Genomic DNA, 22,258 nt, shown 5'->3' on the forward strand with positions numbered 1-22,258 from the left:
TATATTCAGTTTTAATATTCGGAATTTTTTGTTTGTTTAATTGTAATTCATTTCCTTTTTTAGTGCAATACAAAATAGGTATTCACCCAAATAAAGTATCTCGCATATTGTAGCTTATGTAAGTAGAATGCTGCGAAGGGGTGGGTGCAGTGACAGGGAATGTATTGAACTATTTTGCTGGTGGAAATACAGCTAGAGGATTTTATAGCTTGTATGAAGAGAGTTTAAAAGGGCTAGATAGGTTGTTTATTTTAAAAGGTGGTCCAGGAACAGGGAAGTCTTCTTTAATAAAAGCAATTGGGCGTGAATGGGCTGAAAAAGGATATAATATTGAATTTTTACATTGTTCTTCTGACAATAAGTCAGTTGACGGTGTAATTATTCCGAAGTTAAATGTAGGAATTGTCGATGGGACATCGCCACACGTTATTGAGCCGAAAATGCCTGGAGTTGTAGAAGAGTATATAAATTTAGGGGTTGCTTGGGATTCAAATAAATTAAGAAAGCAGAAATTAGAGATTGAACGATTCGTTTCAGAAGCAAGTAAAGCCTTTCAAGCAGCTTATGGATGTTTTAAAGAAGCGTTAGTTATACATGATGAGTGGGAGAAAATATATATTAATAACATTGATTTTAATAAAGCAAACGAATTAACAGATCAGCTTATACAGAAACTATTTGCAGATAAAAGTGGAGATAAATCGATCGTGAAACACCGTTTTTTAGGGGCTGCTACACCGAAGGGAGCGGTTGATTTCGTTCCTAATTTAACAGAAGGACTGCCGCATCGCTATTTTATAAAAGGTCGCCCAGGTTCCGGGAAATCAACGATGCTTAAAAAATTAGCCAAGGCAGCAGAAGAAAAAGGTTTTGAAGTAGAAGTGTATCATTGTGGATTTGATCCAAATAGTCTCGATATGATTATTGTAAGGGAACTAGGATTTGCAATTTTTGATAGCACAGCACCGCATGAATATTTTCCAAGTCGTGAGGGTGATGAAATTATTGATATGTATGATCTCATTGTTACACCAGGGACAGATGAGAAGTATGCTACGGAAATTCGCGACGTTTCAATTCAGTATAAAACAAAAATGAGTGAGGCGATGTCTTTCTTAGCAAAGGCAAAATCAGTTCGTGATAAATTAGAGCGAATTTATATTGCTGCTATGGATTTTTCAAAAGTCGATGCGTATAAAGAAGAAATTCAAAAAGAGATTGAACGAATTGCAGTTGCTGTAATTGAAAAGAAAAAATAAGTATTTTGTTAGGCTGTCGGGAATTTTCTGACAGCCATTTTAGTATGTAGTAAAATTAGAAGTATATTTGTCGAATTTCCAGGGAAATGATCAAAAAATAGGGAGGGTATGAAATGAAAGGGAAAATTGAATTAGAATTAGAAAGAATTGAAAAAGAGAATGATGTGAAAATTTTATTTGCTGTAGAATCAGGGAGCAGGGCGTGGGGATTTCCGTCGAAAGATAGTGATTATGATGTTAGGTTTGTCTATATACGTCCTGTAGATTGGTATTTATCAATTCATGATAAACGTGATGTAATTGAATATCCAATTAGCGATGATTTAGACATAAGTGGCTGGGATATTAAAAAGGCATTGCAACTATTTGCAAAGTCAAATCCAGCGTTACTTGAATGGGTTCGATCACCGATTTTTTATTCGAAAAACTCTAACCTTCCAGAACAACTTCAGCAAATGAGTGAAAAGGATTTTGATCCGAAATCAACAATATATCATTACTTACATATGGCTTCAAAAAACTATCGTGAATTTTTACAAGGTGAAAATGTAAAGTTGAAAAAGTACTTTTACGTATTACGTCCTATTTTAGCCTGTAAATGGTTAGAAGAGAAAGGGACATTGCCCCCAGTAGAATTTGACCGGTTAATTACGGAACTATCAGTAGAGCCTATTGTATTGAATGAAATTGAAAAGTTGCTAATAAAGAAAAAAGCGGGTACTGAATTGGATATTGGTCTAAAAATTAATGTGTTAAATCAATTTTTAGAGGAGCAAATTGATTATTATCAGCAATACGTGAAAGGGATTGAAAAGGGACTAGGCATCGATATTGAAAGCTTAAATACATTATTTCGAAATATGTTGTTTGAAGTATACAAAAAAGAGCATAAGTAAGTTTATGCTCTTTTTTTGTTTGTAGGAATAAAGAAAACAGAGATAGCTGCGATAAGACCTGCAAATGAGAATAAGTAAAAATTCCATGCCAAGTCATACTGCATTGTCATAATAATACCGACAAGAACCGGACCGGCGATTGCGCCAATTCGTCCAAGACCAAGTCCCCAGCCTAAAGAGGTAGCTCGGATATGCGATGGGAAGTATTGTGTTACATACGCATTTAATATTTGAGTAATACCGACTGATCCAATTCCAGCAAGACCAATTAAAAGATAAATGATTGTAATGGATGGTTTAATTGTTAATAGTCCGATACATATGGCCGCCATAAGATAGGAGATGCTGATAACAATTTTGGCTCCTATACGATCCGCGATTGCCCCAGCAAATAATGCACCGATAGCTGCAGTAATGTTTAGCATAAGTAGAAATGATAAACTAGATCCAAGTGGATATCCTGCTTGGCGCATCATCTGTGGTAACCAAGTGTTTAAACCGTATATTAAAAACATTCCCATTATATAAGTGGTCCAGAAAAGTAGAGTTGCTTTCATGTATTCTTTTGAGAATAATGTAAGGAATCCGTTTTTCTTTTGTATATTAGATGATGTTTGAGGAATTTCTTTTCTTACATGTAATTCAATTTGAAAACGATCACGAATTTGTTTCGCTTCTTCTTGCCGATTACGTGACAGTAAAAATTGAATGGACTCAGGTAAATAACGAACAATGAAAGGAATGAGAAGTAGCGGAATCATTCCGATGCCAAACATAATTCTCCATCCGAAATCTTCTAACATAAATATGGACAAAATGGCGCCTAGTACGATACCTAAAGGATAGCCGGTAAACATAAGTGCATAAATAAAAGATTGTCGCTTTTGGGGTGAATACTCAACAGTAAGTGCCGAAGCTGTTGGGATAACACCACCTAATCCAATTCCTCCGATAAATCGAGATAGCCCGAATAATTCCGGAGAAGGAGCAATTGCAGCTAAGCCCATTGTAATAGAAAAAAGGGCTAGGCAGCATATGAGTGTCCATTTTCGTCCAATTAGATCTGTAATGGTTCCAACTAGAATAGCACCAATAAACATCCCAAATAAAGCATAGCTGGCAATTGTTCCAGCGTGAGCTGGTGATAGTGCCCAGCTATTGTCCTCTAGGAGCTTTGGTAGGACGGCACCGTAAATACCTAAATCATATCCGTCAGCTAGAATGGCTAGCCAACAAATAAAAACAACAAGTTTTGTAATAGAGCTTGAAAAGGTAGTTTTTGTAGATTCTAGATGAGGTGGAGCAGAAGGTTGCATAGTATTCACCTCTTTTCTGTAAATTAATATATTATTTTGTTGAATGCTAATATTTTCCTTCTTATGTCGAAAATTATCTGAAAAATCTTCATAAAAATAAAGAAGTTCAACGGGATTTCCGTTGAACTTCTTTATTTTTTTACTCGTTATCCACTCGTTTCAATGGCTGATCTGCTGGACCTTCGATAACGTCCCCATCAATTGAAAAGCGAGATCCGTGGCAAGGACAATCCCAAGTGCAATCACCGTTATTCCATTCAACTTCACAGCCGAGGTGCGTACAAGTTGTATCGACAATATGTAATTCTCCTTCTGTGTCTTTATAGGCACCTGCGCGTTTACCGTTGACACGTACAACAGATCCTTCGCCAACTTCAAGATCTTCTGGTTTACGTAAAGCAATTTCAATTTTTCCTTCAATTAAATGTTTAGCAACATCAATGTTCTGTGTAAGGAATGACTTTATGTCCGGATTCGAGTGGAAGCGTGATGGTACAAAAAGTTCTTTATAAGGGTTGTGAATTTTTGTAATTGAATCTTTTAGTAAATGAGCTGCTGCAGTTCCAGTTGTCATGCCCCATTTACGATATCCTGTTGCAACAAATATATTTGGATTACTTTCATTAATATGTCCGATATAAGGGAGTTTATCTAAAGTAATTAAGTCTTGTGCAGACCATCTATAAGGAACTTCATCTACTCCAAAAGTAGCTTCAGCAAAGGAATATAGTGCTTCATAATGAAGCATCGTATTAATCCCTTGCCCTGTTTTATGGCTTTCTCCACCGATTAAAATTAGTTGTTCACCATTGTCTGTTATATAGCGTAAGGAGCGTTTGGGATCATCAATACTTAAATACATCCCTCCTGGATAATCTGTTTTCGCTTTTATAGCAAGAGCATAGGAACGTTCTGCATACATTCGCGTAAAGAAAAAGCTATTGGCATCATAAAAAGGGAAATGTGAGCAAGAGACGACATATCCACAAGTGATGCGGTGACCACTCTTTGTAATTACTTGTGGATAAACCCCTTTTTCAATATCTAACGCTGTTGTTTGTTCATAAACTGTTCCACCCATTTCCACAAACTTTTCTAAAAGTGTTTTTAAATAAAGGAGAGGATGGAATTGCGCTTGATTCTTCATTACAAGTGCTGATTGTACTGGAATAGGTAGGGGTAGGGATTGAACATAGTCACAAGGAATATTTAATTTTTGATAGGCTTCATATTCTTTCGTTAAATTTCGTAATCCATTATCAGTAGTTGTGTATAAATAGGAATCTTCATTTGTGAAATTACAGTCAATTTTATATGCTTGCACAGTCTCGCTTATAAATTGTAGAGCTTTATTATTTGATTCGTAGTAAAGCCGAGCTTTTTCAACACCAAAATGATTTATTAATTCGTCATAAATAAGATCATGTTGTGCTGTTACTTTTGCAGTTGTATGTCCAGTTGTTCCATTTAAAATAGAGCCAGAATCAATTAAAACAACTTTCAATCCTTCTTTAGCGAGTAAATAGGCAGTGGTAATACCTGTAATACCAGCACCGATGACAGCAACATCTGTCTTTATATTTTCGGATAAATGAGGAAAAGTAGGAAACTGAGTGGATTTAATCCAATAGGATGATGGCAATTGTGGAAATGTGTCATCTGTCATTACGAAAACCTCCTGATTTAGAACAATTTTCCTTTTAATATCTCCATATTATATGGAATTCATGTGTGCTATTTTTGAAGGATTTTAATTTTAATGAACGAAAGATATAACTATTCTAAAATAATTATTTTTAGGGATTAGTATGAAGAGGTATGCTTTATATAAAACTAAATTCAAGTGATCGTATTTGTTAATACATAGAGAGTTCTTGAGTGAGATAGAGTTTGTAGCTTTTAAGTATATTTATATATATAACGGATAAATCCTTATAAAACCTATACTTTCTCTTTATTGAAATAAGGTATAATTATAAAAATATAACCAACTTTTATTACTAGGTCATAAAAGTTGTTGACAATATAGAAAGTCTATTGTTATGATTCATCATGTGGAAAGGTTGATAGAGAGTAAAAAGAGAAATGTTTTTCATTGATAATAAAAGCGAAAAATAAGTGACGATAGAGTGAGTATATTTTCCTTATGATAAATGCTTTTTGGATCGCCTAGTAAAATCAATCTGGAAGCAAGAATTGATATATGCAAGTTGCGCAGGGCGCGGCATAAGAAAGGGGCAAAAGGATGAAGGAGCTTCATACGTTTGGGTGGTATGCAGCGCGTGTATCACCACATTTGCCAAAAAAAGCATTTAAACCAGTTCCTACTCGTTTATTTGGTGGACTGGCTTATTTACTTGTGGCATTGGCGGGGTTAATAACGATTGGTGTATTTGAATTGAATGTGTGGGCAAATCTAGGAATTGCAATTGTTCTTGGACTATGTTTTGCTTCACTTGGATTTTTAGGACATGAAATTTTACATGGAACGGTTGTAAGAAAGGCATGGCTTCGTGATTTTTTAGGTGCGATTGCATTTATGCCATTATCAACTGGTCCAAAACTTTGGAGAAAGTGGCATAATGCAACGCATCATGTTCACACACAGCATGAAGAGAATGATCCAGATGCATGGCCGACACTTGAGAAACTTAAAAAGAGTAAATTTTTGAGCTGGGTATATCACATGCCTCTTCATGTTCGTTCATTCTTTAGTTTTCTGTCACTAACAATTCAATTTACATTGCATTCGACTCGAATGTTCTTTCATTTTATTAAGGAATTTAAGTCATCCAATCAAAAATCTGTATGGCTTCAACTTCTTTTGCCTTGGACGGTTTGGATTAGTCTATTGTTTATTATGGGACCTGCAAAGTGGTTATTTGCATACGTGATTCCGTTGTTAATTGCTAACTTTATTGTAATGGCATATATCGCAACAAATCATCGCTTAAATCCAATTGTTCCAGTAAATGATCCATTAGCAAACTGTTTATCAGTAACAGTGCCGCGCTGGGTAGACGTTTTACATTTCAATTTCTCATATCATACAGAACATCATCTGTTTCCTGCTATGAGCTCTAAATACTATCCGTTAGTAAAAGAGAAAATTAAAGAAATGTGGCCGGAACGTTATCACGAAATGCCAATGACAAAAGCATTGGCAGCGCTTTGGAATACACCACGTGTGTACTATCAAGGAAGTGAGTTAATTGATCCTCATAAAGAACATTTCTACGGTTCTTTAGGAAATGGACTAGACCCTCATAATATTTCATATCGTGAGGAACATATAGAGGAAAAAGAGGCTATTAAAAAGGTAAATCAATAAAATTAGATATATTTTAAAGTGAAAAAGCAAGCTCTCTTGGAGCTTGCTTTTTATTATAAAGAAACTTCTTTCTTGTTCTTTGTATTGACGTGGATAGAGTTATTTTCTTTTCGTTGTAGTCGTTTTTCTAGAAGACTAACAAGATAAGTAAATAGAAGAACAAGTGCGAGATAGTATACACCAACAATGATATATGTATCTAATTGTTGGAAGTTACCTGCGGCAATCGATAAACCTGATCCCCATAATTCGGACATCCCTACGTAAGCAACAAGGGAAGAATCTTTCAATCCAATAATAAATTGATTCCCTAGAGGAGGAAGAGATAGGCGAAATGCTTGCGGTAAGATAATACGGCGCATCGCTAAAGGATAAGGCATGCCTAAAGAGCGAGCAGCTTCCAATTGTCCACGGTCAACGGATTGAATTGATCCGCGGAAAATTTCTGTAATATATGCCCCATTATGAATTGCTAAAGCAATTGCTCCTGCCCAAAAAGGGGTAAAAACAACAACAGATGTAATCCCAAAATAGAGAATTGCGATTTGAACAATTAAAGGTGTACCACGAATAATGGCGATGTATACATGAGCAATACTATTTAAAACCTTATTGTTAGAGATTCGAAAGAAAGCGAATAGTAATCCAATTAGTGAACCTAGTAATAGGGATATTAATGTTAATTGTAATGTGACAATAGTAGCCTTTAAGAGTGTAGGATAGGTAGAAATAAAAATTTCAAACATATGTGTCACCTCATATTGTATGGATTTTAGTAGGGAATGAAATGCCCCACATGAAAAGTGGGGCATGATTTATGGAATCATTGAATAGCTAACTTACTTCGCTTTTGCCTCTTCCCCAAGAATATTACGGCCAAACCATTTTTTACTGATCTTTTCATACGTGCCATCTTTAATGATTTCATCTAAAGCTTTATTTACTTTCTCAGTCATTTCTTTATCATCCTTGCGAATAGCAATTCCCATTTCATCAAGATTTAATGGCTTTCCAGCTTCTTTTATATTAGATTTTCCTTCTTTTATCATACGTAAACCAACCATCTGGTCAGTGATTACCGCGTCAACACGCCCAGGCTCTAAGTCCATAAGAGCGGTAATGTCACTATCGTATTCTGTAATTTGATCTGTATATTTTGTGACAAGATTTTTAAAGGTACTAGCTTTTACAACACCAATTTTCTTACCTTTTAAGTCTTCTGGAGAAGAGATAGATGTATTTTTTTTAGATACAAAAATTTGGGCACCAGAGCGATAATAAGGATTTGAGAAATTGACAGCTTTTAATCGTTCTTCTGTGATTGCCATACTTCCTAATATCACATCATATTTTTTTGATTGTAGGCCTTGAATCAATGTTTCCCAAGGATTTGTAACAGGAGCAGGTTTCATTCCCATCTTTTTTGCGAGAGCTTCACCTATTTCTACATCAAAACCGACAAGTTTCCCATCATTTTCTTTATAGTTAAAAGGCTTGTATAAGCCACTCATCGCGTAACGAAATTCCTTTTCACCGTTTGATGAAGTAGTAGAACTTTCCTTACTACAGGCTCCTAGTATGAAGGATGTACATAATGTAATACTCGCAACAATGGTTAATAATTTCTTCTTCATAAAACCCCTCCTATATATTGATCATACGGATGGTTTTAAGTATGTTATCGAGATATTTTATTTGGACAATTAGTTGTGCGCCGTATGAATGTATTTCTTTACGCTTGAAATAGAAGTAACATTATAAAACGTTACGTAAAAATTGCTTTGCCCGTTCATGTGATGGAGCTGAAAAGAATTGCGCTGGAGGAGCATCCTCTACAATTTTCCCATCATCCATAAAGATGACGCGATCAGCTACATCTCTTGCAAAATTCATTTCATGAGTAACAATAACCATGGTCATTCCTTCTTCAGCAAGTTCTTTCATAACTTGCAATACTTCTCCAACAAGTTCAGGGTCTAAGGCTGAGGTAGGTTCATCAAATAGCATAATTTTAGGATTCATAGCAAGAGCTCTTGCTATCGCAATGCGCTGTTTTTGGCCACCTGAAAGTAGGTGGGGCGTTACGTCAGCCTTATCCTGTAGGCCGACTTTTTGTAGGAGTTGATTCCCAATCTCCTTTGCATTTGCTGTCTCCAATTTTTTAACGTGAATAGGTGCTTCTATGATGTTTTCTAGTGAGGTCATATGAGGAAAGAGGTTAAAGTGCTGAAAAACCATACCGACATTTTCACGGACTTTGTTTAAATTTGAATGCTTTGGATCAATTCGTTCACCCTGAAGGTGAATTTCACCTTCATCGTACATTTCTAAAAAGTTAAGACAGCGAAGTAATGTACTTTTTCCGGAACCACTGGCACCAATTAAAACAACAACTTCTTTTTCTTTTACTTCTAAATCAATTCCTTTTAAAACATCAAGTGAGCCAAATGATTTTACTAGATTTTGAACTTCAATCATACAAAACCTCCAGTCAAAAATATATTTTACAAATGTTGCCCCTTATTTCTGTTATTAGTCATAAATTGTCAGAATCCTTTATTTTTTTCGGTGGATTTGATATTCAAGGAAATAATGATTTTTAAAATCCCTATATCTTTCTATAACGAAAATATGGATAATAATATATAGGTAGTACTTATATTGCTTATAAGAAGGGGGAAAGAAGAGATGGAAAAAGAAAGGAAAACATTTTCCTTTGGCTTGCGTATACAGCTTATGCTATTTACTACAGTTTTAGCTTTAATTACATATTCAACAAGTTTATTTTTTATTTACGTCATATATGATTATTTTCAAAGTTATGTAAGTCAAACTGTTTATAATATTATCGTTATGTTATTAGGTGTGGTGTGGTCTGGAATTTTAGCATATGGGGCAGCAATATTTTTAATTAAACCACTTCGGAAGTTAGAGGAAGCTGCAAGGAAAGCGGCTGATGGTGATATTCGTGAAGATGTCCCATTGCCAAATACAGATGATGAGATTAAATCTTTAAGTGTTGCATTTAATATGATGCTAGGAAACTTAAGGGGTATGGTAAAAAATATTGATACTACATTTTCGTATACAAATAATCAAGTTCAGCAAATTAGAAAACAAACAGGCGAAGCGACTAAGCAAGCACAAGGTGTGTCTGAAACCCTTGCAGAGATTTCTTCTGGTGCTGAGCAATCAGCAGCGTCAATTCAGGCGATTGTTTCTGCCGTTGATACAACGACTTCTATTGCGAGTGAAGTAGAAGAAAAAGCTAAACAGTCTGACGAGTTGTCTTCAGAAATGGTTCAAGCTTTAGGACAAAGTACACGTGTCTTTACCTCTTTAATTCAAGGTATTCAAACATTGGCGAAAGAAAATGAAGATTCGATGCAAAATGTACAGAAGTTAGAAGAACGAATGAAACAAGTTGAACATATTGTTTCTGTTGTGAGTGAGATTGCTAGCCAAACGAATTTATTAGCACTCAACGCTTCTATTGAGGCAGCCCGTGCAGGAGAACATGGAAGAGGCTTTGCGGTTGTAGCAGAAGAAGTACGTAAACTTGCTGATGAAAGTAATCATTCTGCAAGAAACATATCGCAGTTATTACGGAATATGCAGGATGAAGTGCAACAAGTCGCCATGAAAATGACCGAGCAAGTGAAAACAGCTAAGGAAGAGGCGAAACGCGGAGAAGCTACAGAATTAATTTTAAAAGAAATGTCATCAAGTGTTATGGAAGTAGCCGATGCAACCAAGCAAATTAGTATTTATATGAATGAACAAGTGAGTCATATTCATCAAACGGGAGCACAAACAAAGGCTGTAGCAGCAATTGCAGAGGAAACGTCAGCTGGTTCACAAGAAGTGGCACGTGTGACGCTGCAACAGTCTAAAAATATGATAGTAATCGATCAATTATTAAAGGATTTAGAGAAGCAAGCAACTGATTTGAAACGAACAATTGAACGGTTTTCAATGTAAAAAGGAAGAACAGCATTCTGTTCTTCCTTTTTATATATGAAAAGGGGGAATGCTTTGTTGAAAGTGAAAAACGTTGCAAGGGTCATATAAGGTTTTCACTTTACGCAATCTTTGAAAGTTAGAGCCATAATAACTAGTTTGCCAATTCTTAATGTCGATATCGGGCCAATTGACATAGTCGCCTAGTGTATAAGGATCTAAACTTTCTCGTAAGTCTTTAACCCAGCGTATATTTTGATTTTCTTCATCGTCGCATTTCCAAGAAGTAATGTATTCTTGAGCAATGATTGCCTTGCGATGGAAATAAGCGGTTTCATTAGGAGAAATATTTTCTACAGCACCTACGAGTGATTGATGCCAAATACTCGCATCTTTATTTGGTGCATGAGAAAGAAAATATTGCATGGTTTGAATGCCTTTAAGAGGGATAGGTTTATATACGTAGGAACCAGAGCGTTTAAAGTTTTCAGGAATATTACCGCTGTTAAAGAATTGAACAGCCTTTATATATGGGACTTCATCTATAAATAGAGAAGGATTACCAGTTTCAAGAAGAGGAGATAATAAGGAATGGAGTTCAGAGGGAGAGCCAACAAACTCACCTTGTGCTTCGATTTTATTTCGTTGCTTTGCGAATAATTCAATTGATGAAGTGAGACGTTCGTCTATATAAGGCGCCCAGTTTTGCCAAGCTTGAAAGGCAGCAATAAAGTCTTGCCATTCCCATGTAATTGAGAAGATTGATACATTTTTTATAGGATGTACTCGAAAAGTTAAGGATGTAACAATTCCGAAGTTTCCACCACCACCACCACAGCATGCCCAAAATAAGTTAGAGTTTTCTTGCTCGTTTGCACGAATGAGTTTTGCGCCAAATTTTCCGCAAGCTTGTACCATTTCAACTTCTACTAATTGATCACATGTTAATCCAAATAAACGTGAAAGCATGCCGATTCCACCGCCAAGTGTTAATCCAACAACTCCAACGCTTGCACTTGTGCCAGCTGGTATTGTAACACCATATTTCCAAAGCTCTTTATAAACAGTGCCAAGATTTGCACCAGCTTCAATTGTTGCTATTAACTTCTCTGTATTAACAGTAATTCGATGCATTTCACTCACATCAATAATAAGTCCGCCATTTAAAAGAGAGAAATTTTCATAACTATGCCGTCCGCTTCTTAAGCGAAATGGTATATGACGCTCACGTGCCCATTTTAAGGCGTTACACACATCATTTTTATTTTGACAAAAAACAATAATACAAGGGAGTTTTGGAATGCTTAAATTTAAATTTATTCGCGCTATGTCATATTCGGGATCTGAGGGAACAACGATACGACCAGTTAATTTTGTTTGTTTCAATTTATATCTCCTTTCTAAAATAAAATGAGCTTGTATTAGTATATGAAGAGCGTGTTTAACGTGCGTGGACAAGAGAGGGGGGAGGATGAAATAAATAAAGCGTAAGAATAAGGAATCTACATAGAGTTTCATGAAAACAGTTGCAAACTGTTCATATTTTGTTATGATAGTGTTACGAAAACGTTTGCATAAATTTTAATGGGATGCAAAAGGAGAGAATGATTATGAATAAGACATGGTGGAAAGAAGCGGTTGCTTATCAAATTTATCCACGTAGCTTTATGGATTCAAATGGCGATGGTATTGGAGATTTACAAGGTATTATTGCAAAACTGGATTATTTAAAAGATTTAGGTATAGATGTAATTTGGATTTGTCCAATGTATAAATCGCCTAATGATGATAATGGTTATGATATTAGTGATTACCAAGATATTATGGATGAATTTGGTGCGATGGAAGATTTTGATGCGTTACTAGATGAGGTTCATAAGCGCGATATGAAGCTTATTATTGATTTAGTTATTAATCATACAAGTGATGAACATCCGTGGTTTATTGAATCACGTTCTTCTAAAGACAATCCGAAGCGTGATTGGTATATTTGGCGTGATGGTAAAGATGGCGTGGAACCAAACAATTGGGAAAGTATCTTTAATGGTTCTGCATGGGAATATGATGAAGTGACAGAGCAATATTATTTACATTTATTCTCGCGTAAACAACCAGATTTGAACTGGGAGAATAAAGAAGTTCGTGAAGTTTTATATGATACTGTTAATTGGTGGCTTGATAAAGGTATTGATGGTTTCCGCGTCGATGCGATTAGCCACATAAAAAAAGAAGATGGTTTAAAGGATATGCCAAACCCAAAAGGGTTAAAGTATGTGCCTTCTTTTGACAAACATATGAATGTCAATGGTATTCAGCCATTATTAGAAGAATTAAAAGAAAACACATTTGCTAAATACGATATTATGACTGTTGGGGAAGCAAATGGTGTGAAAGTTGAAGATGCTGATCTTTGGGTTGGAGAAGAGAACGGTAAATTCAATATGGTATTCCAATTTGAGCATTTAAGCTTATGGGATGCAGAAAAGAAGAAAGATCTTGATGTTGTTGAGTTGAAAAAAGTATTAACAAAGTGGCAAAAAGGTTTAGAAAATAAGGGCTGGAATGCTTTATACATTGAGAACCATGATAAGCCACGTATTGTGTCTACTTGGGGGAATGATAAAGAATACTGGCGTGAAAGTGCAACAGCTTTAGGAGCGATGTATTTCTTTATGCACGGTACACCGTTTATTTATCAAGGACAAGAAATTGGTATGACGAATGTTCAGTTCCAAAATATTGAAGATTATGATGATGTAGCAATTAAAAATTTATATCGCGAGAAAATTGCAGAAGGAGTATCTCATCAAGATATGATGGAAATTATATGGGCTTCTTGCCGTGATAATTCACGTACACCTATGCAGTGGAATGCTGAAAATAATGCTGGCTTCACAACAGGAACACCTTGGTTTGGGATGAATCCAAACTACAAGGAAATTAATGTTGAAAAGCAGAAAAATGAAGAGGACTCTATTTTCAATTTCTATAAAAAAATGATTGCCTTGAAAAAAGAGCACGATGTATTGAATTATGGTACGTATGATTTAATTTTAGAAGATGATTCGCAAATTTACGCATATACTCGTACATTGCAGGGTGAAAAAGTAATTGTAATTAGTAACATTTCGAACCAGGAAGCTGTATATAATGAGAGTACATTCGCACTAGAACGCAAACGTTTGCTCTTAAATAACTATGAAGTTGCTGAACATGATCAATTAACTACAATTACGTTAAAACCTTATGAAACAAGGGTTTATCGCATTTCATAATAAAAAAGGATGCTCTTTGAGCATCTTTTTTTATTAAAAAAAATAAATTTCTATTGCAATGTGAAAACGCTTTTATTAAAATAGATTTATGAAAACGGTTGCGTAACAAAAAAGAAGGGATGTAAGGAATCGTTTTCATAAGAGAAATAGAAATTATAATTCAAATCATTATGTTGTTATAAATAAAGGGGAGGAAGAACAGATGAAAATTACGTCTTTTGATTTTTGGCAAAAGTTCGGGAAAGCGTTATTAGTTGTTGTAGCTGTAATGCCAGCAGCTGGCTTAATGATTTCCATCGGTAAGTTAATTGGGATGTCTGCTGGGGATATTAACGCAGTTCATACAATTGCTCGAGTAATGGAAGACATCGGTTGGGCAATTATTACAAATCTACACATTTTATTCGCAGTAGCAATTGGGGGATCTTGGGCGAAGGATCGCGCAGGTGGTGCGTTTGCAGCGCTCTTAGCATTCGTCTTAACAAATCGAATTACAGGAGCTATATTTGGTGTAAACCCTCAAATGTTAACGGATTCAAAAGCGACAGTTTCTTCGGTATTAGCAGGAGATTTACTTGTAAAAGATTATTTCACTTCTGTACTTGGTGCACCAGCATTAAACATGGGAGTTTTCGTAGGGATTATTACTGGTTTCTTAGGAGCTACTTTATACAACAAATACTATAACTATAATAAACTACCACAGGCATTAGCGTTCTTTAATGGAAAACGCTTCGTACCATTCGTTGTAATTGTTTGGTCTACAGTTACTGCGATTGTATTATCACTTTTATGGCCATTTATCCAAAGTGGATTAAATGAATTTGGTCGCTGGATTGCAGCATCTAAAGATAGTGCACCAGTTGTTGCACCATTTGTATATGGAACATTAGAACGTTTATTATTACCGTTTGGATTACATCATATGTTAACAATTCCGATGAACTACACAGAGCTAGGCGGAACATATACGATGTTAACTGGTTCAAAAGTTGGACAAGTTGTAGCAGGACAGGATCCATTATGGCTTGCATGGATTACAGATTTAAATAACTTGTTAGCAAATGGAGACACGAAAGCGTATAATGATTTATTAAATAATGTTGTACCAGCTCGTTTCAAAGCTGGGCAAGTTATCGGTTCAACAGCAGCATTAATGGGTATTGCGTTTGCAATGTTCCGTAACGTTGATAAAGATAAGCGTGCAAAGTATAAACCGATGTTCTTATCAGCAGCATTAGCAGTATTCTTAACAGGTGTTACAGAACCAATTGAATTCATGTTCATGTTTATTGCGCCAGTATTATATGTTGTGTATGCAATTACAACAGGACTTGCATTCGCATTAGCAGATTTAATTAATTTACGTGTTCATGCATTTGGATTTATTGAGTTAATTACACGTACACCAATGATGGTCAATGCAGGTTTAACGAGAGATTTAATCAACTTTGTCATTGTTTCATTAGTGTTCTTCGGCCTTAACTTTACATTATTCAACTTCTTAATTAAAAAATTCAATTTACCAACACCAGGGCGTGCAGGTAACTATATTGATAATGAAGATGAGTCATCAGAAGGAACAGGAAATGTACAAGATGGTTCATTAGCAACAAAAGTTATTGATTTATTGGGCGGAAAAGATAATATTGCTGACGTAGATGCTTGTATGACGCGTTTACGTGTAACAGTAAAAAATTTAGATGTGGTTGCACCAGAAGCACAGTGGAAACAAAATGGTGCTTTAGGACTTATTGTAAAAGATAAAGGTGTACAAGCAGTATATGGCCCGAAAGCTGACGTATTAAAGTCAGACATTCAAGATATGTTAGGTGCGTAATAATATGAAATTGCTAACTTTAAATTGTCACTCTTGGCAAGAAGAGAATCAAATTGAAAAAATAAAGTATCTTGCCAAAGTAATTCAAGAAGAAGATTATGATGTGATCGCATTGCAAGAAGTAAGTCAATCTATACAAGCTGAAAATGTATGCGGTAACAAGAAAAAAGATAATTTTGGACTATTACTACTAGAAGAGTTAAGAGCCTTACATGTAAAAGAGTACAATATTATTTGGGACTTCTCTCATATTGGATATGATGTGTACGAGGAAGGATTAGCAATTATAACAAAGCATAACGTTGTAAAAGAAGATACGTTCTTTATTTCAGAAAATAAGGATACAGCGTATTGGAAAACACGCAAAATTGTAAGTGCAACAATTGCTTATAATGGTAAGAAGATAACGTTTTACTCTTGCCATCTCGGTTGGTGGAATGATGAAGAAGAATCATTCAAAGGCCAGGTTGATCGTTTAATAGAGCGTGTAGATAGCAATGAACTTTCCTTCTTAATGGGTGATTTTAATAACAATGCTCGTCTGCAAGGAGAGGGTTATGAGTATATTATGAAAAAAGGTTTATATGACACATATGAACTAGCAATGGAGAAGGATGAAGGAACAACTGTCCAAGGTGAGATTGCTGGTTGGGATGAAAATAAACAAAACTTACGAATCGATCTAATATTATGTGACCAAAGTAAAACGGTTAGTTCTTCAAAAGTTATTTTTAATGGTACAAATCGAAATGTAATTTCAGATCATTTCGGTGTAGAGGTACAATTAGATATATAATAGAAGAAATCCTCACAGATAATAAAAAGCTGTGAGGATTTTTTTGATGAATACAAGTATTTCCAAGAGAAAATAATTGTACTTTTTATGACATTTCCTATATATTTGTTATTATTGAATGTAAAACTAATTTGGTCATTTTGTATGCATACTTTTTTTACTTCGTTATATAATGAAGTAGGTGAAATATTTTATGGGAAAAAATAGTGCATTTTCGTTTAATCCACGATGTAGAAAGTGATATAATTGCAAAATGTATGTATCATTTTCTAAAGAAGGAAAAATATATAATTAGGTGATAGCTTATATGAAACAGATTTGGCGTATTTATAAGACAGATTTACGGAATGTAGCCAAACATTGGGCTGCAATTGTTATTGTATTAGGTTTGATGGTTCTACCATCGTTATATGCATGGTTTAACATTAAAGCCTCTTGGGATCCTTACGGAAATACGAAAGGAATCCAGATTGCAGTTTCTAACCAAGATGTTGGGTCAAATTTAAGAGGGAAAGATATTAACATCGGGAAAGAAATTGTAGATTCACTTAAGAAGGACAAAAATTTTGGGTGGAAGTTTGTCGATGAAAAGCAAGCAATTTATGGAGTAGAGCGTGGAGATTATTCCGCAAGTATTACTATTCCGAAAGATTTTTCTGAAAAGATTGCAACAGTCTTGAATGAAAATCCAGAGAAACCGGAAATTGAGTATTACGTAAATGAAAAGGTGAATGCCATTGCACCGAAGATTACAGCTAAAGGTGCATCAGGTCTTACTGAAGAAATTAGTAAAAACTTTGTTAAAACAGCAAACGGTGAGATTTTTGAAATCTTCAATGACCTTGGAATCGATTTAGAAACTAACTTACCGAGTATTGAGAAGGTCAAGGATCTTGTATTTAAGTTAGAAGCACAGTTCCCAGAAATGAATACGCTGATGGATAAGGCATTAGATGATGCGACTCGAGCGGAAGATATTGTGAAAGTGGCGCAAAAAGATCTACCTGTTGTAGAGAGTGTAATAAATGATGGGCAGGAAGCATTGGCAAATTTAGATAAGTTCTTTGCGAATCAAGACCAAACATTGAAAAATGCTCCAGGGACGATAAGAAATGATTTAGTAGCAGCAAAAGGTGTTATGGATAGTGCAGCTGCATTTACTGACTTTTTAATGAATCCAGGTGTGAAGTTAAATATCCCTGATTTGTCTGGAATGAATGGTTTACCTGAATTCCCAGCGAGACCGGACCTTTCTAAGTTGAATAATGATGGGTATAAAAGTATAGCGCAAAATATTAATCAAACAGTAAATAATGTTTTAAGCTCATCACGTGCAGGAACAGCTTATGGGAAAAGTGTTGTAAATGGATTGCAAAATGGTCAGTTTGATCCAGAACAAGCAAAGAAAGATTTAAATGCAGTATCAAATCAATTGCAAGCTCGTACAGAAGGGATTTCGTATCTTATTAATATGTTTACTGAACTTCAAAACTCAGCGACGACTGATTTTGGAAAAAGCTTTTTCAAAGGGCGAGTGGATCACTTAACTCAGCTGAAAAGTGGTATGGAAAATGCAAACAACGGTATTAAAGATATTGTAAATGTTATCGGTACAGGACAAGAAGTAAAGAAAGATGTAACAGATGTAGCGAATCAAAAATTAGATGCAGCAAATGCGTTAATTGATCAAGCTGAAAAAGATTACAACGAAACATTTGTAGCAGATTATAAAAAAGCAGTTAGCACAGTAGATCAAGCTAAAGCTGATGCAAATCAAATATACGATAATGCAAAAGCAGATTATGATAAAGCGAAAAATGGTCTTGAAAGTACTAAATCTAGTTTCCAAAAAGCACTAGAGGATGTACAAAATAAAGGTGTTAACGATTTAGATTCAACAAAAGTAGCTTTAAACAGCTTAAATGGTCAATTCCAATCTGGAATCGGTTTAATTGATGATATGATTCCAGTTCTAGAAAGTACAAATAAGGTTTTAGCGGATGTAAATAGTGATAAAAACCTTAATAATGGAATTGCAAAGTTAAATAAAGCGAAAAGTAGTTTACAAAAAGGTGTAGATGCAACGAATAAAGGAATTACACTTCTTAACAATGGACAGAAACCGACAAAAGATGTAATTGAAAGTATTAACAATGCTGCGAAGGGCGGATCAGCTCAATTAACAGATGTATTATCGACGTATGATTCAGAAATTGTACCTAATTTCAATACAGCAATTGCTCGTACAAAAGAGATGTCGAAAAATACAACTCAAATTTTAAACGATGCAGACAAAAAGCTTCCAGATGTTAAAAAATTACTAGAAGATTCATCAAAAGGCTTAGTGGACGGTAGAAAGAAATTAGCAGATATTAAAGCTGAAATGCCGGAGACTGAGAAAAAGATTAAAGACTTAGCAAATAAAATTCGTGATTTTGAATCAGAAGAGGATATAAAAGACATCATACGTTTATTGAAAAATGATGTTGAAAAGCAAAGTGATTACTTCGCAAATCCAGTAAATTTAAAAGAGAATAAATTATTTGCGATGCCGAACTACGGTTCAGCGATGTCACCATTCTATACAGTGCTTGCACTATGGGTTGGTGCACTATTAATGGTTTCGTTATTAACAGTAGAAGTACATGAAGAGGGCGCGAATTATAAGAGCCATGAAATATACTTCGGACGCCTATTAACATTCTTAACAATAGGGCTTTCACAAGCATTTATCGTATCGATGGGGGATATATTCTTACTCGGTACGTACGTAGTCGATAAATTCTGGTTTGTGTTATTTAGTTTATTTATCGGTGGAGTCTTTGTTTGTATCGTATACTCACTCGTTTCTATTTTCGGAAACGTTGGGAAATCGATGGCGATCATTTTACTTGTACTGCAAGTAGCAGGATCGGGCGGAACATTCCCAATTCAAATGACACCACCGTTCTTCCAAGCAATTTATCCGTTCTTACCATTCACATACGCAATTAGTGCAATTCGTGAAACAGTAGGTGGAATGCTTTGGGATATAGTAATTAGAGATTTACTCGTGTTAAGTGCTTTCGTAGTAGTCATAGTTGTTGCTGCGATATTGCTAAAAACACCAATTAACAAATCAAGTGAAAAGTTTGTTGAGAACGCAAAAGGAAGTAAAATTATTCATTAAAAATAAAAGGTTCCTACCGAGAGTGGTAGGAACCTTTTTGTATTTTAAAATAGGTTTAATCAAATTTTAATTTCTTTAATGCTTCTGCGAATGGATTGTTTAATGGTTCTTCTTCTTTCTGCTGTTGTTTCATATATTTTTGGACGTCACGTTTATCAGCCTTGTTGCCTGATTCTTTCTTACGTCTCTCTTGGAACGTAGAAAGTTTTTCGCGATAGCCACATTTACATGCGAAAATTTGGCCAGATCCTTCACCACGTAGTTCTAGTTTCTTTTTACACTGAGGGCAGCGTGCGTTTGTAGTACGGGATACATTTTTACGATGACCACACTCGCGATCTTGGCATACAAGCATTTTACCTTTTTTACCGTTTACTTCTAACATTGGTTTACCGCAGTCTGGACAAGACTTCGTTGAGATATTGTCGTGTTTATATTTTTTATCGCTCGATTTAATTTCAGCAACAATTTCTTTCGTATAGTTTTTCATTTCTGAAATAAATACTTCTTTTCTTAATTTACCTTTTGCGATTGCTTCAAGTTTTTGCTCCCATTCACCAGTTAGTGTAGGAGATTTTAGTTCTTCTGGCACTAAATCAAGTAACTGACGCCCTTTTGATGTAATGTGAATATCTTTACCACGTTTTTCAATTAAGAATGAATTGAAGAGCTTATCGATGATATCCGCACGTGTAGCTACAGTACCTAATCCACCAGTTGATTTTAATGTATCAGCAAGTTGTTTGTTTTGCGTATCCATGTATTTTGTTGGGTTTTCCATCGCTGAAAGTAACGTTGCTTCATTAAAACGTGCAGGTGCTTTCGTTTGACCTGATGTTTGGACAATTAGTTTTATGTTTAATGTATCGCCTTTTTCAATGCGAGGTAAGATTTGTTCTTTCAAATCGTCTACTGCATCATCATCTTCAAATCGATTTTCATATACTTCTTTCCAGCCAGCATGCAAAATTGTTTTTCCGCGTGCGATGAACGTTTCGTCACCAATTTTTGTGCGTAATGTTAGTTGTTCATATTCAAAGGCCGGGAATAAAACTGCTAAGAAACGTTTCACAACTAAATCATAAATTTTACGTTCTTTATCTGTGAAAGCTGAGAAATTTACATAGCTCTCTGTTGGGATGATTGCATGATGATCGCTTACTTTACTATCATCAACAAATGATTTATTAGATTTTACAGGTTTTTGCAATACTTTATGCGCTAAAGGACGGTATTCTCCGACGCCACATGCCTTCAGACGCTCTGGAAGCGTTCCGACGATATCAGATGAAATGTAGCGTGAATCTGTACGAGGATACGTTAAAACTTTATGTTGCTCATATAGTTTTTGCATAATGTTTAATGTTTCTTTTGCAGAGTAACCAAAGATTTTATTCGCATCACGTTGTAGTTCAGTTAAATCGTAAAGACCAGGAGCGAACGACTTCTTTTGTTTCTTATCAATATCTACAACAGTAGCATGTTGCTTACTGATTTTATTCACAAGTGCATCAATTTTTTCTTTATTAAAGCTGCGACTATTTCCTTTTATATCCTGCCAAGTTAGCTTTAATCTCTCCGCTGTTTGAGCTTCGATACCGTAGTAAGTTTGAGCTTTAAAATTCTTTATTTCGTCTTCACGGCCTGCAATAATGGCTACAGTAGGTGTTTGGACACGACCACAATTTAGTTGGGCATTAAAGCGGGTAGTTAATGCTCGAGTCGCATTAAGACCGATATACCAGTCAGCTTCTGAACGTGCGACAGCTGAAGCGTATAAATTGTCATATGCTTTGCCAGGCTTTAAATTTGCGAAGCCATCTTTAATTGCTTTATCAGTAACCGATGAAATCCATAAACGCTTAATCGGTTTGTTCATTTTAACTTTATCGATAATCCAGCGCGCTACTAATTCACCTTCACGGCCAGCGTCTGTAGCTATAATGATTTCACTTACATCTTTTCGAAGTAGCTGGCTTTTCACAGCGTTAAATTGTTTTCCTGTTTGTTTAATTACCGTTAGTTTTAAACGCTCAGGTAACATTGGTAAATCTTCTAAATTCCACTTTTTATATTTTACATCATAGCTTTCTGGATCTGCTAATGTAACGAGGTGGCCTAAAGCCCAAGTAACAATATATTTACTACCTTCAAGGTAGCCGTTTCCTTTTTTATCACATTTCAGTACACGTGCGATATCACGTGCAACAGAAGGCTTTTCAGCAATTACAATACTTTTTGCCATTTTAAAAACATCCTTTCAAATTTCCATACGTTAAATATAGCATACATCTTTGCTGGATTCAGTTATGCTACAGGTTTGAAATATTTCCGATTAAATGAATGAGGGAGGATTTACGTATATGAATAAAAGTTTGATATAAATGTCAGATTTTTGAGTGTATCCGTTGCCATT

At 35.3% G+C, this 22,258-nt stretch carries 15 protein-coding genes and 1 pseudogene; 9 read left to right on the plus strand and 7 right to left on the minus strand.

Features of this window, described 5'->3' with window-relative positions:
• Nucleotides 1-149: 149 nt before the first annotated feature.
• Together MR109_RS21325 and MR109_RS21330 are read left to right on the plus strand one after the other, a co-directional pair.
• Nucleotides 150-1,259 (plus strand): PRK06851 family protein, encoded by a 1,110-nt coding sequence (locus tag MR109_RS21325; protein ID WP_048375523.1) that lies wholly within the window; start codon nt 150-152, stop codon nt 1,257-1,259.
• Between the two features lie 113 nt (nt 1,260-1,372).
• Entirely contained in the window at nt 1,373-2,155 is a 783-nt protein-coding gene (locus MR109_RS21330) for a nucleotidyltransferase domain-containing protein (protein WP_242273787.1), read from the plus strand.
• Nucleotides 2,156-2,157: 2 nt separating this feature from the next.
• On the opposite strand, the gene MR109_RS21335 is transcribed toward MR109_RS21330, so the two are convergent.
• Nucleotides 2,158-3,471: an MFS transporter gene (locus tag MR109_RS21335; protein WP_242273788.1), complete on the minus strand. Its 1,314-nt coding sequence runs from the start codon at nt 3,469-3,471 to the stop codon at nt 2,158-2,160.
• A gap of 139 nt (nt 3,472-3,610) precedes the next feature.
• Nucleotides 3,611-5,137 carry an FAD-dependent oxidoreductase gene (locus tag MR109_RS21340; RefSeq protein ID WP_242273789.1) on the minus strand — a complete coding sequence of 509 codons (1,527 nt, stop codon included), beginning with the start codon at nt 5,135-5,137 and terminating at the stop codon, nt 3,611-3,613.
• 579 nt (nt 5,138-5,716) lie between these two features.
• Between MR109_RS21340 and desB the strand changes: the two genes are divergently transcribed.
• On the plus strand, nt 5,717-6,802 hold the full coding sequence (desB, locus tag MR109_RS21345; protein ID WP_025150542.1) for a Delta(10) desaturase DesB: 1,086 nt from the start codon (nt 5,717-5,719) through the stop codon (nt 6,800-6,802).
• A 53-nt stretch (nt 6,803-6,855) separates the two neighbouring features.
• Here desB and MR109_RS21350 read toward each other — a convergent pair whose 3' ends face one another.
• The 3 genes from MR109_RS21350 to MR109_RS21360 all read right to left on the minus strand — a co-directional run bounded on the left by MR109_RS21350 (nt 6,856) and on the right by MR109_RS21360 (nt 9,280).
• Entirely contained in the window at nt 6,856-7,548 is a 693-nt protein-coding gene (locus MR109_RS21350; RefSeq protein WP_242273790.1) for an amino acid ABC transporter permease, read from the minus strand.
• Between the two features lie 93 nt (nt 7,549-7,641).
• Nucleotides 7,642-8,436 carry an ABC transporter substrate-binding protein gene (locus MR109_RS21355; RefSeq protein WP_098306666.1) on the minus strand — a complete coding sequence of 265 codons (795 nt, stop codon included), beginning with the start codon at nt 8,434-8,436 and terminating at the stop codon, nt 7,642-7,644.
• Between the two features lie 121 nt (nt 8,437-8,557).
• Nucleotides 8,558-9,280 carry an amino acid ABC transporter ATP-binding protein gene (locus tag MR109_RS21360; protein ID WP_242273791.1) on the minus strand — a complete coding sequence of 241 codons (723 nt, stop codon included), beginning with the start codon at nt 9,278-9,280 and terminating at the stop codon, nt 8,558-8,560.
• A 375-nt stretch (nt 9,281-9,655) separates the two neighbouring features.
• Between MR109_RS21360 and MR109_RS30560 the strand changes: the two are divergent.
• Both MR109_RS30560 and MR109_RS21365 read left to right on the plus strand, forming a co-directional pair.
• A pseudogene (locus tag MR109_RS30560) lies at nt 9,656-9,841 on the plus strand (HAMP domain-containing protein); the annotation flags it as partial.
• A 15-nt stretch (nt 9,842-9,856) separates the two neighbouring features.
• Nucleotides 9,857-10,783: a methyl-accepting chemotaxis protein gene (locus MR109_RS21365; RefSeq protein ID WP_472926445.1), complete on the plus strand. Its 927-nt coding sequence runs from the start codon at nt 9,857-9,859 to the stop codon at nt 10,781-10,783.
• Between the two features lie 30 nt (nt 10,784-10,813).
• Here MR109_RS21365 and MR109_RS21370 read toward each other — a convergent pair whose 3' ends face one another.
• On the minus strand, nt 10,814-12,148 hold the full coding sequence (locus MR109_RS21370) for an FAD-binding oxidoreductase (RefSeq protein WP_242273793.1): 1,335 nt from the start codon (nt 12,146-12,148) through the stop codon (nt 10,814-10,816).
• Between the two features lie 224 nt (nt 12,149-12,372).
• Here MR109_RS21370 and MR109_RS21375 point away from each other — a divergent pair, with 224 nt between their 5' ends.
• From MR109_RS21375 to MR109_RS21390, 4 genes are all read left to right on the plus strand, one after another.
• A complete protein-coding gene (locus MR109_RS21375; RefSeq protein WP_002174667.1) occupies nt 12,373-14,037 on the plus strand; it encodes a glycoside hydrolase family 13 protein in 1,665 nt (554 codons plus the stop codon).
• 202 nt (nt 14,038-14,239) lie between these two features.
• Complete coding sequence (locus MR109_RS21380; RefSeq protein WP_025150536.1) at nt 14,240-15,877, plus strand: PTS transporter subunit IIBC; 1,638 nt, start codon at nt 14,240-14,242, stop codon at nt 15,875-15,877.
• A 4-nt stretch (nt 15,878-15,881) separates the two neighbouring features.
• Nucleotides 15,882-16,673 carry an endonuclease/exonuclease/phosphatase family protein gene (locus MR109_RS21385; protein ID WP_242273796.1) on the plus strand — a complete coding sequence of 264 codons (792 nt, stop codon included), beginning with the start codon at nt 15,882-15,884 and terminating at the stop codon, nt 16,671-16,673.
• Between the two features lie 307 nt (nt 16,674-16,980).
• On the plus strand, nt 16,981-19,842 hold the full coding sequence (locus MR109_RS21390; RefSeq protein WP_242273799.1) for a YhgE/Pip domain-containing protein: 2,862 nt from the start codon (nt 16,981-16,983) through the stop codon (nt 19,840-19,842).
• Between the two features lie 55 nt (nt 19,843-19,897).
• On the opposite strand, the gene topB is transcribed toward MR109_RS21390, so the two are convergent.
• The gene (topB, locus tag MR109_RS21395) at nt 19,898-22,087 is read right to left on the minus strand and encodes a DNA topoisomerase III (protein ID WP_242273800.1); all 2,190 of its coding nucleotides are present in this window, start codon (nt 22,085-22,087) and stop codon (nt 19,898-19,900) included.
• Between the last annotated feature and the right edge of the window lie 171 nt (nt 22,088-22,258).

The organism is Bacillus cereus group sp. BfR-BA-01310, from assembly GCF_022664325.1.
Lineage (GTDB): Bacteria > Bacillota > Bacilli > Bacillales > Bacillaceae_G > Bacillus_A > Bacillus_A paramycoides.

What these genes read in the sequence shown, in the direction of transcription:
- MR109_RS21330 (WP_242273787.1), top strand. Translation starts at nt 1,373, where the DNA reads ATGAAAGGGAAAATTGAATTAGAATTAGAAAGAATTGAAAAAGAGAAT.
- MR109_RS21335 (WP_242273788.1), bottom strand. Translation starts at nt 3,471, where the DNA reads ATGCAACCTTCTGCTCCACCTCATCTAGAATCTACAAAAACTACCTTT.
- MR109_RS21385 (WP_242273796.1), top strand. Translation starts at nt 15,882, where the DNA reads ATGAAATTGCTAACTTTAAATTGTCACTCTTGGCAAGAAGAGAATCAA.
- MR109_RS21340 (WP_242273789.1), bottom strand. Translation starts at nt 5,137, where the DNA reads ATGACAGATGACACATTTCCACAATTGCCATCATCCTATTGGATTAAA.
- desB (WP_025150542.1), top strand. Translation starts at nt 5,717, where the DNA reads ATGAAGGAGCTTCATACGTTTGGGTGGTATGCAGCGCGTGTATCACCA.
- MR109_RS21350 (WP_242273790.1), bottom strand. Translation starts at nt 7,548, where the DNA reads ATGTTTGAAATTTTTATTTCTACCTATCCTACACTCTTAAAGGCTACT.
- MR109_RS21375 (WP_002174667.1), top strand. Translation starts at nt 12,373, where the DNA reads ATGAATAAGACATGGTGGAAAGAAGCGGTTGCTTATCAAATTTATCCA.
- MR109_RS21390 (WP_242273799.1), top strand. Translation starts at nt 16,981, where the DNA reads ATGAAACAGATTTGGCGTATTTATAAGACAGATTTACGGAATGTAGCC.
- MR109_RS21365 (WP_472926445.1), top strand. Translation starts at nt 9,857, where the DNA reads ATGGTAAAAAATATTGATACTACATTTTCGTATACAAATAATCAAGTT.
- MR109_RS21360 (WP_242273791.1), bottom strand. Translation starts at nt 9,280, where the DNA reads ATGATTGAAGTTCAAAATCTAGTAAAATCATTTGGCTCACTTGATGTT.
- topB (WP_242273800.1), bottom strand. Translation starts at nt 22,087, where the DNA reads ATGGCAAAAAGTATTGTAATTGCTGAAAAGCCTTCTGTTGCACGTGAT.
- MR109_RS21380 (WP_025150536.1), top strand. Translation starts at nt 14,240, where the DNA reads ATGAAAATTACGTCTTTTGATTTTTGGCAAAAGTTCGGGAAAGCGTTA.
- MR109_RS21355 (WP_098306666.1), bottom strand. Translation starts at nt 8,436, where the DNA reads ATGAAGAAGAAATTATTAACCATTGTTGCGAGTATTACATTATGTACA.